Origin of the sequence: Clostridium muellerianum (genome assembly GCF_012926525.1) — a bacterium.
Classification (GTDB): domain Bacteria; phylum Bacillota; class Clostridia; order Clostridiales; family Clostridiaceae; genus Clostridium_AM; species Clostridium_AM muellerianum.
Window position 1 is genome coordinate 1 of the sequence record NZ_JABBNI010000017.1, and the last position, 16,099, is coordinate 16,099.

Annotated in this window: 19 protein-coding genes and 1 pseudogene; 19 read left to right on the plus strand and 1 reads right to left on the minus strand. The window is 30.2% G+C overall.

Features of this window, described 5'->3' with window-relative positions; genetic code table 11:
• Positions 1-149 precede the first annotated feature (149 nt).
• The 3 genes from HBE96_RS09920 to HBE96_RS09930 all read left to right on the plus strand — a co-directional run bounded on the left by HBE96_RS09920 (position 150) and on the right by HBE96_RS09930 (position 4,641).
• Complete coding sequence (locus tag HBE96_RS09920) at positions 150-1,925, plus strand: ABC transporter ATP-binding protein (RefSeq protein WP_169297620.1); 1,776 nt, start codon at positions 150-152, stop codon at positions 1,923-1,925.
• On the plus strand, positions 1,918-3,648 hold the full coding sequence (locus HBE96_RS09925) for an ABC transporter ATP-binding protein (RefSeq protein ID WP_169297621.1): 1,731 nt from the start codon (positions 1,918-1,920) through the stop codon (positions 3,646-3,648). The genes HBE96_RS09920 and HBE96_RS09925 overlap by 8 nt, the downstream gene beginning before the upstream one ends.
• A gap of 123 nt (positions 3,649-3,771) precedes the next feature.
• Positions 3,772-4,641 (plus strand): NAD(P)/FAD-dependent oxidoreductase, encoded by an 870-nt coding sequence (locus HBE96_RS09930; RefSeq protein ID WP_169297622.1) that lies wholly within the window; start codon positions 3,772-3,774, stop codon positions 4,639-4,641.
• A gap of 246 nt (positions 4,642-4,887) precedes the next feature.
• On the opposite strand, the gene HBE96_RS09935 is transcribed toward HBE96_RS09930, so the two are convergent.
• Positions 4,888-5,448, minus strand: a complete 561-nt coding sequence (locus tag HBE96_RS09935; RefSeq protein ID WP_169297623.1) for a Uma2 family endonuclease — start codon at positions 5,446-5,448, stop codon at positions 4,888-4,890.
• 333 nt (positions 5,449-5,781) lie between these two features.
• Between HBE96_RS09935 and HBE96_RS09940 the strand changes: the two genes are divergently transcribed.
• The 16 genes and pseudogenes from HBE96_RS09940 (at position 5,782) to HBE96_RS10010 (ending at position 16,069) form a co-directional block, all read left to right on the plus strand.
• Positions 5,782-6,105, plus strand: coding sequence for a DMT family transporter (locus tag HBE96_RS09940; RefSeq protein ID WP_169297624.1), 324 nt, complete (start codon positions 5,782-5,784; stop codon positions 6,103-6,105).
• 48 nt (positions 6,106-6,153) lie between these two features.
• Positions 6,154-6,600, plus strand: coding sequence for a MarR family transcriptional regulator (locus HBE96_RS09945; RefSeq protein ID WP_169297625.1), 447 nt, complete (start codon positions 6,154-6,156; stop codon positions 6,598-6,600).
• Between the two features lie 335 nt (positions 6,601-6,935).
• Complete coding sequence (locus HBE96_RS26660; protein ID WP_281064339.1) at positions 6,936-7,064, plus strand: hypothetical protein; 129 nt, start codon at positions 6,936-6,938, stop codon at positions 7,062-7,064.
• A pseudogene (locus tag HBE96_RS09955) lies at positions 7,042-7,827 on the plus strand (MutS-related protein); the annotation flags it as partial. The gene HBE96_RS26660 and the pseudogene HBE96_RS09955, both read left to right, overlap by 23 nt.
• 98 nt (positions 7,828-7,925) lie before the next feature.
• Positions 7,926-8,372 (plus strand): HIT family protein, encoded by a 447-nt coding sequence (locus tag HBE96_RS09960; RefSeq protein WP_169297626.1) that lies wholly within the window; start codon positions 7,926-7,928, stop codon positions 8,370-8,372.
• 134 nt (positions 8,373-8,506) lie between these two features.
• On the plus strand, positions 8,507-8,929 hold the full coding sequence (locus HBE96_RS09965; RefSeq protein ID WP_169297627.1) for an N-acetyltransferase: 423 nt from the start codon (positions 8,507-8,509) through the stop codon (positions 8,927-8,929).
• 71 nt (positions 8,930-9,000) lie between these two features.
• Positions 9,001-9,282, plus strand: coding sequence for a YbhB/YbcL family Raf kinase inhibitor-like protein (locus tag HBE96_RS09970; RefSeq protein WP_169297628.1), 282 nt, complete (start codon positions 9,001-9,003; stop codon positions 9,280-9,282).
• A 698-nt stretch (positions 9,283-9,980) separates the two neighbouring features.
• Positions 9,981-10,739 carry a class I SAM-dependent methyltransferase gene (locus HBE96_RS09975; RefSeq protein WP_169297629.1) on the plus strand — a complete coding sequence of 253 codons (759 nt, stop codon included), beginning with the start codon at positions 9,981-9,983 and terminating at the stop codon, positions 10,737-10,739.
• An 85-nt stretch (positions 10,740-10,824) separates the two neighbouring features.
• Entirely contained in the window at positions 10,825-11,340 is a 516-nt protein-coding gene (locus HBE96_RS09980) for a GNAT family N-acetyltransferase (RefSeq protein WP_169297630.1), read from the plus strand.
• A gap of 29 nt (positions 11,341-11,369) precedes the next feature.
• Positions 11,370-11,744, plus strand: coding sequence for a DUF3795 domain-containing protein (locus HBE96_RS09985; RefSeq protein ID WP_169297631.1), 375 nt, complete (start codon positions 11,370-11,372; stop codon positions 11,742-11,744).
• A gap of 91 nt (positions 11,745-11,835) precedes the next feature.
• Positions 11,836-12,285, plus strand: coding sequence for a hypothetical protein (locus tag HBE96_RS09990; protein ID WP_169297632.1), 450 nt, complete (start codon positions 11,836-11,838; stop codon positions 12,283-12,285).
• 185 nt (positions 12,286-12,470) lie between these two features.
• Positions 12,471-12,980: an alpha/beta fold hydrolase gene (locus HBE96_RS26255; RefSeq protein WP_243186887.1), complete on the plus strand. Its 510-nt coding sequence runs from the start codon at positions 12,471-12,473 to the stop codon at positions 12,978-12,980.
• Positions 12,977-13,276, plus strand: coding sequence for an alpha/beta fold hydrolase (locus HBE96_RS26260; RefSeq protein WP_243186888.1), 300 nt, complete (start codon positions 12,977-12,979; stop codon positions 13,274-13,276). The genes HBE96_RS26255 and HBE96_RS26260 overlap by 4 nt, the downstream gene beginning before the upstream one ends.
• Before the next feature lie 220 nt (positions 13,277-13,496).
• The gene (locus HBE96_RS10000; RefSeq protein ID WP_169297633.1) at positions 13,497-14,771 is read left to right on the plus strand and encodes an alpha/beta hydrolase; all 1,275 of its coding nucleotides are present in this window, start codon (positions 13,497-13,499) and stop codon (positions 14,769-14,771) included.
• Positions 14,772-14,989: 218 nt separating this feature from the next.
• Positions 14,990-15,310: a hypothetical protein gene (locus HBE96_RS10005; RefSeq protein WP_169297634.1), complete on the plus strand. Its 321-nt coding sequence runs from the start codon at positions 14,990-14,992 to the stop codon at positions 15,308-15,310.
• A 63-nt stretch (positions 15,311-15,373) separates the two neighbouring features.
• Complete coding sequence (locus tag HBE96_RS10010) at positions 15,374-16,069, plus strand: class I SAM-dependent methyltransferase (protein ID WP_169297635.1); 696 nt, start codon at positions 15,374-15,376, stop codon at positions 16,067-16,069.
• Positions 16,070-16,099 lie beyond the last annotated feature (30 nt).

Sequence of the window (16,099 nt, forward strand, 5' to 3'; positions counted from 1 at the left end):
TTGTTTGGTGAGAGATTCAATTATAACATGAAATAGGGGGTCATTGTTTTTTTATTTAAAAAACTCTGTAACCCTTGATATATAAAGAAAATTTATAAAAATAGTGTAAAAAAATTTTACACTAACAGTTAATTAAGGGGAGGATTACTATGAGAATAAATGCCAAAGTAGAAAAAAGTAGTTTGGTTCAACAGAATGAGAATTATAATCAAGGTATATGGAAATCATTTTTTCATCTGTGCCTCTATGCTAAACTTCCTATTGTCTTGATTTTGGTGTACTGTGCAGTAGCAATGGGGTCATCAAAATTAATGCTGTTGATACCAGATAAAACAGGACAACTATTTGCAGGTAATGTAAGTTCAAAACTTGTATTTACAGTTATTGCACTTCAGATTACTGGCAGCTTAATTTCACAAGTTGTTATATTAATTCTACAAATTGTAAATGCAAAAATAGATCGTAATTTTCGAAATGTATTGTGGAAAAAGTTGTTATCATTGAAACCTGCGTTTTTTGACAGAATTCCAGCAGTTAGTTTAATTAGCCGTATTACTGGCGATACGCAAAATTTACGTAGTTTTATTATGGATATTATTATACAAGAATTAATTAATATATATACTTTTTACATTACTCTGTCTAAAATTTCACAATATGATAAAAGTTTAATGTATATTTTGCTCGTATTTATCCCTATATCCTTTTTAATAGCTTTTTTCTTTGGAAGATTATTTATGAGGGTATCTATAAAGGTACGTGATAATGTTTCTAATTTAACCGGATTTTTGAGCGAATTGATTAATTGCATTCCACTTATAAAATCATTTAATAAGGAAAAGTATGAAAGTAAACGTGGTAATGCTGTAATAGATGATTTATATAAGGCAAATCGCAGTCAAGTATATGTTGATTTATTAAGATCACCTATAAATACAGCAGTTTCATTATCACAGCAAGTTATATTAGTGCTTGTGGGTATTCCTTTCTTGAAGAGCGGAAAGTTGGACGTCGCTGGATGGTATGCATTCTACATGTATGCAATAACCTTGCTCACCGAAATCATGGGTAAATCCCAGAAATGGCAGGACATCAAAGCTGTACAGGGTTCTGTATATCGTATATCAAAAGTTTTAGAAGAACCTGCAGAAGGTATAGAATCTTATGAAAAGGAAGTAATGGAGTCAGGAGATATTATTATTGATAAGGTAACTTTTGGATATGACAAGACGGATATTTTTAAAGAAATCTCCTTTACGATTCCGGAGAAAAAAACAACTGCAATTGTGGGAGGTAGTGGTGCTGGAAAGACCACAATATTGAAATTGATAGAACGCTTTTATCAACCTAGAGGAGGTCGCATTCTTTTTCATGGAAAATCAATTGATGAATATGATATTAAGAGCTGGAGAGCCAATATTGCCTATGTGTGCCAGGAAGTTTCTATGATGTCAGGTACCATTCGAGAAAATATGGTTTATGGTGTAAAGCGGGATGTTTCAGAACAGGAACTGATGGAGGCGGCTAAGCTTGCTAATGCTTATGATTTTATTCAGAAACAACCAAAGGGATTTGATACTCAAGTTGGTCAGTTTGGTTGCAGGCTTTCTGGGGGTCAGCGACAAAGAATTTGTATTGCCCGTGCATTTTTACACAATTCAAAATATTTGGTTTTAGATGAGCCTACTTCAAATTTGGATGTTGTTTCTGCAGCGGAAGTTGTTAAAGGTATTGAGAACTTGAAGCGTGGCAGAACAGTGTTGGTGGTTGCACATGATACAAAGGCAGTTATGAATGCAGATAATATCATAGTCTTTAATGATGATGGATCTGTATCTTCAGGTTCACATAATGAACTTTTGATATGTAATTCCTTTTATCGTAGTATGGTAAAAAGGCAAAGGGGTGGTATAAAAGATGAATAGCAACAAGAATAAAAAAAATCAGCATAATTCATGGAAAGCATTTTTTAAATTTTATAAAAATGTAAAATTACCATGGTTGCTTTATCTTGGAACTTTTATATTAAGTTTTGGAGTGACAAAAGTTAATCTTATGCTTGTACCATATACAACACGTTTGTATCAAGGTGAAATTGGGAAGGAAAATTTTTTGAAGGGTTTTGTGATTTGGACATTAGTCAGTGCTGCAGTGTCGCTAGCTTATTCAGTTGTGTGGGGATTTTGTAAAATTATTTCCTATAGAAATACAAGAAAAGTTTTATGGGAGAAAATACTTCGCATACCAGTGTTTGTATATGACAGGGAACAGCCTCAGGGATTGATTTCAAGAATTACTAACGATGTGGAACTAGCAGTTAATGCTCCGGGTTGTGTTGCAACATTTTTTAGTTCCTTATATGGAATAACAATGGCGTATATTGAAATGAACAAAATATATCCTACTCTCGCTAAACTAATACTTTATGTAATTCCAGTGGCCATTATCGTTATTATGATTAATGGAAAAATGCAATTTAAAATTAATTTTGTTGTACAGAATGCATTTTCTGAAATTACTAATTTCTTTGGAGAACGTTTGAACAATATGAAGCTTATAAAGAGTATGAGTACCGAGGATGAAGAATATAAAAAAGGGATTATGGCTAGCCAGATAAAATATAAAGCAGATGTTTTAGCAGGAATATTGTTTACTCTTCAGCTTCCAATTGGATATATAGTACAGTATACTATTATGGTTATTGTTTTTTTGGGGGGAGCATATTATGTTCGTTCTGGGCAGATGAAGATAGATGGTTTGGTTGCTTTCTACAATTATTCCATGATTCTCATACCGTCCTTCTTTGAAATTGTAACTCAATGGCAGTCAATTAAGAATTCACAAGGTGGTTGTGCAAAGATTATTTCATTAATGCAAGAAGAGGAAGAAAAACAAGAGGGTACAGTATCTATGCAGGTACCTGATGAGAATCTTGCATTTGAAAAGGTATCTTTTGCTTATGATGAAGGCAGCGAAATACTTTCTGATATTAGTTTTATTGTTCCAAAGGGTAAAGTCACTGCCATTGTCGGTGAAAATGGATCTGGTAAAACTACTATATTTAAATTACTTGAACGCTACTATAAACCAAAGAGCGGAAGTTTAAAATTTGGTTCTAAAGACATTGCAAATATTAAATTGAATGAATGGAGAGATGCAATTGGCTATGTTTCACAAAATAGTCAGCTGATTTCTGGAACTATTCGTGATAATATTGCCTATGGAGCTTCAAATGGATATACAGAAGAAGCAATCATTAGAGCAGCTAAGCTTGCCAATGCTTATGACTTTATTCAAAGCTTTGAAAAAGGACTGGATACAGAAGTTGGTGAATATGGAGAGAAGCTTTCAGGTGGTCAGAGACAGAGGATTGCCATTGCAAGGGCTATCATGAAGGATCCTGATTATTTGATGCTAGATGAGTCAACAAGTAGTCTTGATGTAGTTAGTGAAGCAGAGGTTGTAAAAGGACTGAAAAATCTTATGGATGGACGTACAACTTTGATGATTAGCCATGATATGGAGATGGTGAAAAAAGCAGATCATATTGTTGTCATAAAGGATGGAAATGTTGAGGCACAAGGACATTATGATGATATTATAAAGACTAGTGAATCCTTGAAAAAGTACACGATGGCACAAGTATAATACAAAAAATTTTATTTCTTAAATTAAAAAACTTTCTTTAAAGTAATTTACGTCACTAAGTAAATTACTTTGGCCTTTTTTAATGAATATTATTTATAATTTATATATGAGGAGATTGAGACAATGGAGAATGAATATGATATTGCAATTGTAGGAACTGGCCCTGCAGGACTATCAGCTGCTATTAATGCTAAGATAAGAAATAAAAGCATAATAGTATTTGGAAATAAGGATTTAAGTAGCAAGTTAATAAAAGCACCCAAAATAAATAATTATTTAGGCTTTTATGGTATAACTGGTAAACAGTTAAAAGAAAGCTTTGAAGCACACATTAGTAATATGAAGGTAAATATTACAGAGGAAAGAGTAAATGCAATTTATTCTGTTGGAAATTATTTTGTTCTTATGGTAAATAACAAATGCTATGAAGTAAAGGTGGTTATTATTGCAACAGGTATGGAGTACACAAAACCTATAAAGGGAGAAGAAGAGTTCCTTGGAAGAGGTGTAGGATATTGTGCAACCTGTGATGCACAATTGTATAAGGATAAAGTAGTTACAATTATAGGATATACAAAGAAAGATGAGGAAGAAGCTAACTATGTAAATGAGTTTGCATCGAAATTGTACTATATACCAATGTATCATAGTGACTACAACTTAAAAAGTGAAATAGAAATTGTAAAAGATAAACCAATTGAAATATCAGGACAAGATAAAGTTAATAAGCTTATATTAAAATCATCTGAAATTTTAACTGATGGAGTATTTGTTTTGAAGGAAAGTGTTTCACCAGCACAGCTTGTCCCAGGCCTTATAACAGAGGGAGAGCATATAAAGGTTAATAGGGATATGAGTACCAATATAAAAGGCTGTTTTGCAGCTGGTGATTGTACCGGAACCCCATATCAATTCATGAAGGCAGCAGGTGAGGGCTTAGTTGCAGCATTAAGTGCGGTGTCATATATAGATTCTAATAGTGAATTGTATTGATGCTAAAGTACAGTATAGGTATATGAAAGAAAATAGAATGCATCTTCTTTTATTTGTTAGGACTAAAAAGTTCAATTCATGTGATACTGTAAATACAATATAAAAACAGGATATAGGTAGTGAGTCATTTTTTAAAGCCTAGAAAAAGGAGCTGTCGCACTAACTTTTTAGTGGGATAGCCCTTCTAAAACTTTTTGGTGGCAGAAGTTTCAAACTGGAATTGATGAAATATTGAATTTTCTAGATTTATTCAAAGATATCTTTCAAATTTATTTTCAATCCATTAAAAGTAGCCGATTCAAATTCTTCTTCGTTTTTGTAAACACCAAATTGTTCATAAAGACCTTTCTTATTTAGAGAGTATAAGGAGGTAGTTTTAATTTTGGGATTTACTATCCAATATTCTTTTACACCAAATCGTTGATATAAATTCATTTTTGTAACCAAATCATGAGCTTCATTTGATGGACTTAAAATCTCTACAATTAATGTAGGTATTCCAATATAGTTTTTATCATTGAGTCCACTTTTATCGCAAATTATACTTATATCTGGGATAACCTTTCTTGGATATTCGGTTTGCTCATTCTTTAATATAATATCAAAAGGAGCTATAAAAGGCTTGCAACTTTTGTTTTTAAAAAAAATATTGAATTCAGTAGCAATATTAATAGCTACAATTTGATGGATTTTTGATGGTGATGCTTGGTTATAAACAATCCCATCAATATATTCCAATAGTTCCTCTGTATTTTCGTCCATATTTATAAATTCATCATATGTAATATGTTTTGGCTCAGTTAACATATAATCAAATCACCTCAATATATAAAATTATATCAAGCTCAGCTGATGCTTCGCAAGTTCCACAGGGAGTGGTTAATAATTTATTATTATTTGTTTGAACATATTATATATTTACTCATTCTATATAATATTTCCTTACATTTTAACAATTAGTCTGTACATACATGTGGCTTGGAATTACACTATAGAAGAATTATACCATATAACTAATGTACACATAACTACTTAAAAATATTTAATGAACTAAAGCTTGTATGTTGACAAACTTCATAAATTAAATTACACTAAAATAGTCCATAAATGGACTATTTTATAATAAAAGGAGTTTTTTATATGGAATGGATTTATTTAATTCTTGCAATTTTATTTGAAATCACGGCAACAACTTTGATGAAAATGTCTTATGGATTTACTAAAATACTGCCAACAATAGGAACATTTTTAGGCTACATAATATGCTTTAGTTGTTTTTCTATGGCATTAAAAAAAATAGATATAAGTGTAGCATATGCTGTATGGTCTGCAACCGGATTAATTGTACTATCAACAATTGGAATATTTGTTTTTAAAGAAAGCATTAGTGTTCTAAAAGTAGTATCTTTAGCCTTTATTGTATTAGGAGTTATTGGACTAAACTTAAGTGGAGTAAGCCATTAATTTGATTAAGATACACTATTTAATAATAAAAGAAAGAGTGAATGAAAAGTGGATAGTAGAGAGAAAATTAATGATCAGATAGATAGTTATTATGATTTGTGGTTTAAGATAAATGATGTATATAGTGATTGGGCAAAAAGACATCATATTCAGGAAAACATTTTGTTTGCTTTGCATGTTATAAATAGTGCAGTGCCATATTGTACACAAAGCCAAATTTGTAATAAGTTATATTTGCCTAAGCAAACAGTATCTCAGATGCTATCTGGGCTTGAAAAAGATGGGTATATATCTAAAGAAACAAATCCCGAAGATCGTAGAAACAAGATTATTAAATTTACTGAAAAAGGGGAATGCTTTGCAAAGCGTATTCTTGAAGAAATGAAATCAGCAGAAATTGAAGCCTTTAGTGAGCTGTCGGAAAAGCAACGCAGCACTATAATAGAAGGTCTTGCTTTGTTAAATAATGCGTTAATTAAAAGTTTTTCCAAATGAAGTTGATAAAATGTATATTTTGATATATAATATTTGATAGTAGATAGATTTCAAAAAAAGAGAGGTATTTTTGTGAGTGTTTAGTATCTAAAATAGGTAACTTAATATTAATTCTAAAATTGAGGGTGTAGTACCTTTAATTGTTATGGAATTAATTACTATTTATAGATACGAGTCCACGAAACTACTTTGGGGTTTATTACCCTTTATTAAGAGAGCAATTGAAGCTGTGGAGTATCCATGGCTTTTTTTATTTTATAATAAACAATGTAGATTGAGAATGAAATCTATCTAGGTTTCGTTGACTTGAATAAAGTTAAGGAAGGAATTTTAGAATGGATAACACAACATTAGAAAAACTACATTATTATGAATTAAAGGAAATAGTAAAGGAATATTGTTCAAGTGGCTTGGGCAAAGCCTTATTAGATAAACTAGAACCTATTTGTAGATATAGGCGATAACCAAAGTATAGAAAATGCTTTGAGTACTTTTTCCTCTCATGTGAAGAACTTAGCAGATATAATAAGAGAAAGCAATAAATCAACATTATTATTATTTGATGAAATTGGTAGTGGTACAGAACCAAATGAAGGTGCAGCTTTAGCCATAGCTATTTTAGAAGAATTGTATCATAAAGGATGTATAATAGTAGCAACAACCCATTATGGAGAAATTAAAAACTTTTCTTGTCAGCATCCAGACTTTGAAAATGCAGCTATGGAGTTTAGATGTGATACTTTAGAGCCATTATATAAGCTTAATATAGGAAAAACGGGAGATAGTAATGCTCTTTATATATCAAAGAAAATGGGCATTTCAGATAATATAATTGAAAGAACTAGAAGATATATACAGTGTAAGGATTATAATTATGAATTAATAAGAGAAAGCAAGGTTAACAAGAAAAAAGACATTCAAGAAGATAAAGGTGGAATATATGAATTTGCGGCAGGAGATAAAGTTCTTTGGATGGATAAGAATGAAAGTGCTATTGTTTATAAAGAGAGGGATATCTATAATAATATAACTATTTTATTTAACAAAGAATTTGTTAGTGTAAATTACAGGAGATTAAAATTAGAGATTAAAGCCTCAGAGCTGTACCCAGAAGGATATGACTTAAATCAATTATTTACTAGCTTTAAGGAAAGAAAGCTTGAAAGAGATATAGAAAGAGGGTCTAAGAAGGCTTTAAAGGAACTTAAAAAAAGTCATTTAAAGTAGATATTTAACTTGTTATACCAAATTATGGTATAATATTTTTATTAATTAAGTTGTAACTGTAATATAATGCGAAGAAAGATTATTTGGGGGGGGATAATATGCAATGCAAGATGTGTGAACAACAAAAGAACATTACAAATGATCCATATTTTATTATGGAACTTGAAACTGGATATGTTATCTTAGGATGGTATCAGAGGTTCAAGGGATATACTGTTTTTAACTGCAAAGAACATGGTCCAGAATTACATAATTTAGAACATGATTTTAAAATTAAACACCTTGAAGAAATGTCGATAGTTGCAGAAGCCGTTTCTAATGTGTTTAAGCCAGACAAAATGAATTATGAGTTGCTTGGCAATGGATGCCATCACATTCATTGGCATTTGTACCCAAGAGTGAAGGGAGATACTCCTATCATAAGCTCGGTTTATCAACTGCCGAATAGTGTATTGTTTGATGAAACCACAAGACCAAGCGATGAAGTAAGAAAAGATTATATAAATAGAATTAAGAATGAAATTGAAAGATTGCTGGCATTGTAAGCATAATTTACAATGCCAGCAATTTCGCATTCTTCATATTATTCGTAGTTATTCAGTATCTAGGATAACTGCATTTGTAACTTAATGGGTCAGTTTTTGTCCCTAGTTATCTATATACAACAAGGAGGTCACACATGATTAGAGATTTTAAAAGGACAGATATTGATAAGGTAATGGAATTATGGCTTGAGATGAATATTCTGGCACATGATTTTATTGATAGTGGATATTGGCGAGATAATTTTGCAGCAGTTAAGGAAATGATGCCAAAAGCAACGATTTATGTGTATGAGCAGAGTGGTGAAGTATTAGGATTTATTGGTTTAATGGAAAACTTTGTGGCAGGAATATTTGTGTCAAATAATTTTCAGTCAAAAGGAATTGGAAAAGAATTACTTGATTATTCAAAAAGTAAAAATAATGAATTGTCTTTGTGTGTTTATAAAAAGAACAACCGTGCGTTAAGCTTTTATTTAAGAGAAGGCTTTACAATTTTTACAGAGCAAATAGATGAAAATACTGGTGAAACAGAGTTTATTATGAAGTGGAAAAGTTGAGAGTAATTAGAGATTTATAAAGTCCAACATTATTTAGTTGTTAATAAACAATATGTAGATATTAATACTTAATGAGACTGGCTGCGAAAGACAACGAGAGTCAGACATCAGATGATTTTATACAAGGTATAAATAGTTGGACTAGTTTACAAGGAAATCAGCAATCAAGAAAACTATCTTGTTATTATGGTGGTATGACACCACCAGATAAATCACATTTATATGAGCTTCATGTTTTTGCTTTAGATAAACTGTTAAATCTAAAAGTAGGTTTCTTGCTAAATGAACTATACCATGAAATGGATGGACATATTTTAGAACAATATACGTTGAAAGGAATTTATGAAAATTAATCTTCACTGGGGATTAAGTTGGAATGTTCTTGTTTAATCAAACAACTGAAAAAATGAACTGTTTGCAAAAACACTGCATTATTCAAAGGTTGAATTGTGTGGTGTTTTTGATTTGTAATTCAAAGATAAAGTGAACTTATTGTAAATTTTCTTCTGATTAATTAATAACTTAAAAGAATTCATATTATTAAAGTTAAGAAAGCTAATCAAAGAATGAGATAAGACACATTAGTAAAATGAAAAAATTATGACACAAGCATTGAAAACAAAAATGCGAACTATGAGCTTTGAAAATTGAATAAAATATGGTGTTACGTTGTGGATATACTTTGTTGTAATTCATGGTATTGGTGAAGAATTAGAAAATATATGTTATAATTTTTAGTAAAAGTAGTAAAATATGTATGAAGAGAAAGGGTGTTAAAAAATAAAAAAGCTATAGGGAATGTTAAAATCAATTTTAGCTAAGAAAATATTTTTCTTATTCAACGTCACAACTGAAAAAACGAACAATTTACGCAACATCGCATTACAAATACGAAAGTAGGTGAGGTCTAAAAATGGGAAAAAATCGAATTAATTACTTAGTGCAGTTATAATAACTGATAGTAGATTGTACTAAGATTAAATTTAAACATACTATCAGGAAACTGCACCAATTTTCTAATAAGCAAAAATAAAAGAAAAGGTGGACAGTTATGGACTATAGTGAATTAAAAGAATTATGGAGAAAAGAGGAGAAAAATGCATTTGAGGGATGGGATTTTTCTTATTTAAAAAATAGATGGAAAGATGAAGGATTACCTTGGGATTATAAAGAGATATTAAAAAAATATTTAAATTCAGATCATAAATTACTTGATATGGGTACTGGTGGAGGAGAATTTCTATTATCATTGAATCATCCTTACAATAATACATCAGTTACAGAAATGTGGGAGCCTAATGTAAAGTTGTGTAAGAAAAAATTAGAACCACTTGGAATTGAAGTAAAGCAGGCATTTAATGATTCAAAATTACCTTTTAAAGATAATGTTTTTGATATGATTATTAATAGACATGGATCTTTTGATATTAAAGAGGTCAAAAGGATATTGAAGCCAAATGGAATATTTATTACACAACAAGTAGGTGGGAAAAATAACGAAAAATTATCTAATGCATTAATTAAGAATTTTAAGCCATTATTTTCCCAAAATACTTTAGAGAATAACCTAAAAGAAATAGAAAAAAACTTTTTCGAAATTTTATATGCTAAAGAGTTTTTTCCATACTTACGTTTTAAAGATATTGGAGCATTAGTTTATTTTGCAAAAATCATTAAGTGGGAATTTCCAAATTTCTCTGTAGATAGTTGTTTTGAAGAATTATGTAAGTTGTATGAAGAATTAAATGTTAAAGGTTATATAGAGAGTATTGAACACAGATTTATTATAGTTTGCAGAAAGCGAAAGTAATTTGTATTAATTAAATTTTTAAGAGCAGGGCAAATTACAATTTTAGGTTGAGTATTATAAATTAGTAATTTGGAGGTGAATTGATATGAATTTGAGATTGGCTAATATAAACGACTTATCCAAACTCAAAGCTGTGTATGGAAACATAATTGATAATATGAACAGAAACAACATACCAATTTGGGACGAAATCTATCCGTGCGAGTTTTTTAGCGATGATATTGAAAATAATCGCCTTTATTTATTGGTCGAGGAGCATGATGATATAGTTGCAGCGTTTGCATTATGTGAATCAAATGCTGGAGAAAGTTATGTGAAATGGGAAAATGCCCATGATAAGGCATTATATCTTGACCGCTTTGGAGTTAATGTTAATTATTCAAGACGAGGAATTGGCGGTATAATGCTTAAACATGCTATTACACTCACTAAGCAGAAGAATGCTAAATATTTAAGGCTTTTTGTTGTGGATATAAATAAACCAGCTATTAATGTATATTTAAAAAACGGATTTAGGCAGGTAGATGGAATCTATGAAGAAAGAATCGATGATGACCTTATATTGCGTGAATATGGATTTGAAATAGAAGTATTAAGGTAACACAAATAGTAATTTGTAGGGGAGTTAAAATGAGAAGAGAATTAAGAATTGCACGTTGTGGACTTGCTTGTTGCTTGTGTTCAGAGAATATAAAATGTTCTGGTTGTAATTCAGGTGAATGTCCAGATAAAGAATGGTGTGAAAATCGTAAATGCTCTATTAAAAAAGATATAACTGCTTGTTATTTATGTAAGGAAGAATGTCATAAGGGGTTATTAAACAAAATAAAGCCTTATGGATTTACTTTATTTATTAAGAGATATGGAATTGAAGAACTTCTTGATTGTCTAGATAGAAATGAAAAAAATGGAGTAGTATATCATAGAGAAGGAATAAATGGAGATTATGATGATTTTGATAATGTTGAGGAACTAATATCTTTTATTAAATCTGGGATTCAATAAATAGTAGCAAGTTCAGCAAAGGCTTCACAACGCCCCCCCGGGGGGCGTTAACAGATTGTTAATAATTTGTTTTGCTATAGGAGGGAAAATTATGGAGAAGTTAAGCAAATGTGCTATAATATTCATCTTATCTTCAGTAATATTCACTATGTTTATAACTTATAGTAATAAACAAAACTCAAAAAACACTTTAGATATGGACCAATTTGTAAATCTAATGAAAGCAAAGAGTTATAAATTTGAGCTGAAAGATGTAGAAAAAGACTTTCTGCCAACTACAAGGAAAAGGATGATAATTGATAAAGAAGCAATAAATATTTACTTATACAATAGCAATAAAGAAGTTGAGAATGATGCAAAAAGAATTGATGATGGTGGTTGTGAGTATAGTGATGGTACTAAATCTATAAACGTTAGCTGGACTTCATATCCTCACTTTTATAAAAAAGGAAGTATAATCGTTCAATATGTTGGAAAAAATGAAAAAGTTATTTCTGATTTGAAGGATATATTTGGGGAGCAGTTTGCGGGATATAAATAATCATTATTACATTATTTAGTTGTTAATAAACAATATGTAGATATTAATGTATAAAATACATTTAGTACTTAATGAGCCTGGTTGCACAATTTTTTATAAAGAATAGATAACAATAAGATGCAATTTAAGGTGAGCAATATAAATAGTAATTTATCGTGAATGATTGCAATGTTACTTAATGTTTTATGCATACGGAAGCGAGGTTGTGTAAGGTGAATGGTAAGGAGTTAAAGACAAGAAGGGGTACTGTTTATTATTGGATTAGTCGCAACAAAAATCCAAACACAAAATGTATCGTTTTTACGCATGGGGTAACCGCCGACCACTCCATGTTTGAAAAACAGGTGGAATACTTTAAACAAGAATATACAGTAATTACATGGGATGTTCCTCTTTATGGTCTTTCACGCCCATATTCAAATTTTACATATGAGAATTGTGCACATGATCTGATGAGAATATTGGATCAGGAAAAAATTGATAAGGTAATATTGGTCGGTATGTCTATGGGTGGCTATCCTAGTCAGGAGTTTGCATTTCATTATGCTGAAAAAGTAGAAGGTTTTATAGCACTTGATACTACACCTTTTGGCATTAGTTATTACTCAGGATTAGATATTTGGTGGTTAAAACATGTTGCTTTAATAGCAAAATGTTTTTCAGCAAATGCTTTGCGAAAAAGTATGGCAAAATGATAGAAATGCTTGCAACATTTACAAAATCTGAAATCATTGAACAAATGGATATTGCTTATGGTACCTTTATAAAGGAAAATAAAGATGTTAGTTTTTCTTTCCCGGTACTGATTTTGCTTGGTGAATTCGATAGAATTGGAAAAGTAAATCAATATTGTGAGGCATGGTCAAAGAAAGAGGGATATCCACTTCATATAATAAGTAATGCATCACATTTTTCAAACGGAGACAATCCACAACAGGTAAATTCTGAGATACAGGAATTTATAAATGTATTAATTAAGTATAATGTATAGAACTGATAAGTTCCAATTTTAGAGTTAAGTATTATAAATAATAAATTAAGTGGTAATAATAAACAAAGCTATAGATTAGCTTTAACTCTTCCTCCTGTCAGAATAAAAAACATAATGGGGTATTTTATTCTGACAGGAGGAAGCAAATCTTCGTAGGTCTTATAATAGTCTCCCTCTGGGCGATAAGAAAGGATATTATATAAAATATATAGAATGAATTATGATTAAAAATAATCTCGAAACAGAATTAATAAAAAAATTAAAATTTAATATTCAAATTGACGAAAAAAAAGCTTTGAATGAATTTCTTGAATTTTTAAAAGAAAAAGGTAATCCAATTATTGAACCAATAATTGATGAAATAGATTATTCATTAGTTACAATATTCCATTTTGCTGAACAACAGATTAACAATGTGCTTATAATTTCACAAATACTACCGGCCTTAACTGATGAGAATATTGAAGAGCATCTTCTTAAGCGTATCCGTGATACAAATTTATGGTATGGGACTTATAAAGTTAGAAATGACATAAAATTTTCGTACAATTTGTTTCCTAATGATTCTCTACTTATAAGATGTAAAGAACGATGCAAAAATATGAGAGCAGATAAATTCAATAAAAATAAACTGACTTTTAATAGACCAGGTAGTTTTAAAGTGGAAATACCATATGTAAAAATGCCTAATTCAGGGGAAAATCTTTGGCTTGAAGAAAGAATCGACATACCAAAAGGAACTATTACAAAGTATGAATTTGAAAGCTCATATTTCATAGAACCTAGAGGCATAAATGTTTACAAACCATCTGGTTATAACAAGGATTCATCACCTTATGGTTTTATTACATTGACAGATGGCTATGATTATATAAATGTTCTTAAAGCAGAACAAGTCTTGAATAATTTGATTGCTGATAAAAAAATCCTGCCTATTGTAGCAATTTTTATTGATTCAACAGATAAAAGATCTGAGGATTTATCGTGTAATGATTTATTTTGTAATTCTGTAGTAAATGAAATGATACCTTGGCTTAGAGAAAAATATAACTTATCAAAGGATCCTCAAAAGGCAGTAATTGGTGGCTTGAGCCTTGGAGGACTAACGGCTACATATATGGGATTAAAACATTCTGAGGTGTTTGGAAACGTACTTTGTCAATCAGGTTCATTTTGGTATAAGCCTATAAAATCAGACAAAAAAAAGGAATGTAAAGTAGAGCTTGAAAAGAGAAGTAGTGAACTTGATTGTTGGATGAGTGAGCAAATAAAGTTAAGTCCAAAACTGCCATTAAAGTTTTATATGAATATAGGCGTTCTTGAAAATAAAAAAACAATGATTAACAATTCATTAAATGTTAAGAATACATTAGAATCATTAGACTATCATGTTGATTTTGAATTTTTTAAAAGTGGACATGACTATCTGAGTTGGGGTCAGATGCTTGCCACTGGATTAATTACACTTATTGGATACCAGGATGATACAGAATAATGTAATAATTATATGAAGGCTATTAAAGTAGGAAGAGAAGCACTTAGAAAGTACTTAAATAGTTAAGTTCGTAATAATGGTAAAGATAAAGTGTATCTATTGAGAATTTAAGATGGATACACTTTATTTTTTATTGCAATAAAGTAAAGTTTGATATTTGTAAACTATGTTATAATTTGGTAAAAGGTAAAATAGTAATTTAGCGAGGTACTTTTGATATGAAATCTGATATTTGGTTAAATAAAGGTTATAAGAAAGGCTATGAAACTGAAATAACCCAAAAAATAAGTTATCATATTTGGACAAATCAGAATGATGAACCTATTGGGGTTACAATTGATTTTGAATATGCCAATGATGTACATTACGAATTAAATTATGAGGATTGGATATTATTTTTACAAAAATTGCTGCATATAACAGTTCCTTCTGCATTTGACGAGGTGTTAAGAAACTCATTTTCAAAAGCTGATTATCTTTCTTTTGAAGAAGAGCTTACTAAAAACGAAATCGAGTTTAGTAAAATTGTCTACTATTAAGCATAGAAAAATTCCAATTTAAGATTGAGTATTATAAATAGTAAATTTATTGGGGGGATACAAATGGATAGTACAAATATTTCAGTATGGGAATTATTGCAAAAGCAAATAACATGGAGTCAGTTAAGTTTTATACATAATAAAAGAGTATTGGATTTTGGAAGCGGAAGGGGAATAACTGCTTCATATTTTGCAAGTGACAATGAAGTGGTTGCAATTGAACCAGATGATAAAATGCTTTCAGAAAGAATTGCTGATAATGATTATACTCAAATACATGGAGATATGCAGGCTCTGAAGGAACTTGAAGATGAATCATTTGATGTTATATTATGTCATAATGTTTTTGAATATGCTCTAGAAAGAGAAGGGATTGCTAAGGAATTTGCAAGGATTCTAAAAAAAGGCGGAGTTCTTTCTATATTGAAACATAATAGAGCAGGAAGAATTATGCAGATGGTTGTTTTATTAAATAATTTTGAGCATGCTAATGAATTATTAGAAGGAAAGAATGGAAAAGCAGCAAAGTTTGGAGATATTCATTATTATGATGATATGGATATTTTAAAGTGGTCAGATGATTTTGAAATAGAAAAAATATTAGGAATGAGAACTTTTTGGGATTTACAACAAAATCAAGATATACAAAAAGATGAAAAATGGCAAAAGCAAATGCTTACTATAGAGCAGAGGGTTTGTGAAAAGGAGGAATTTAAAGCAATTGCATCCTTTCATCATCTGATACTTCGAAAAAAATAATATATTCTAAGGAGAATATGTAGTTTGCAA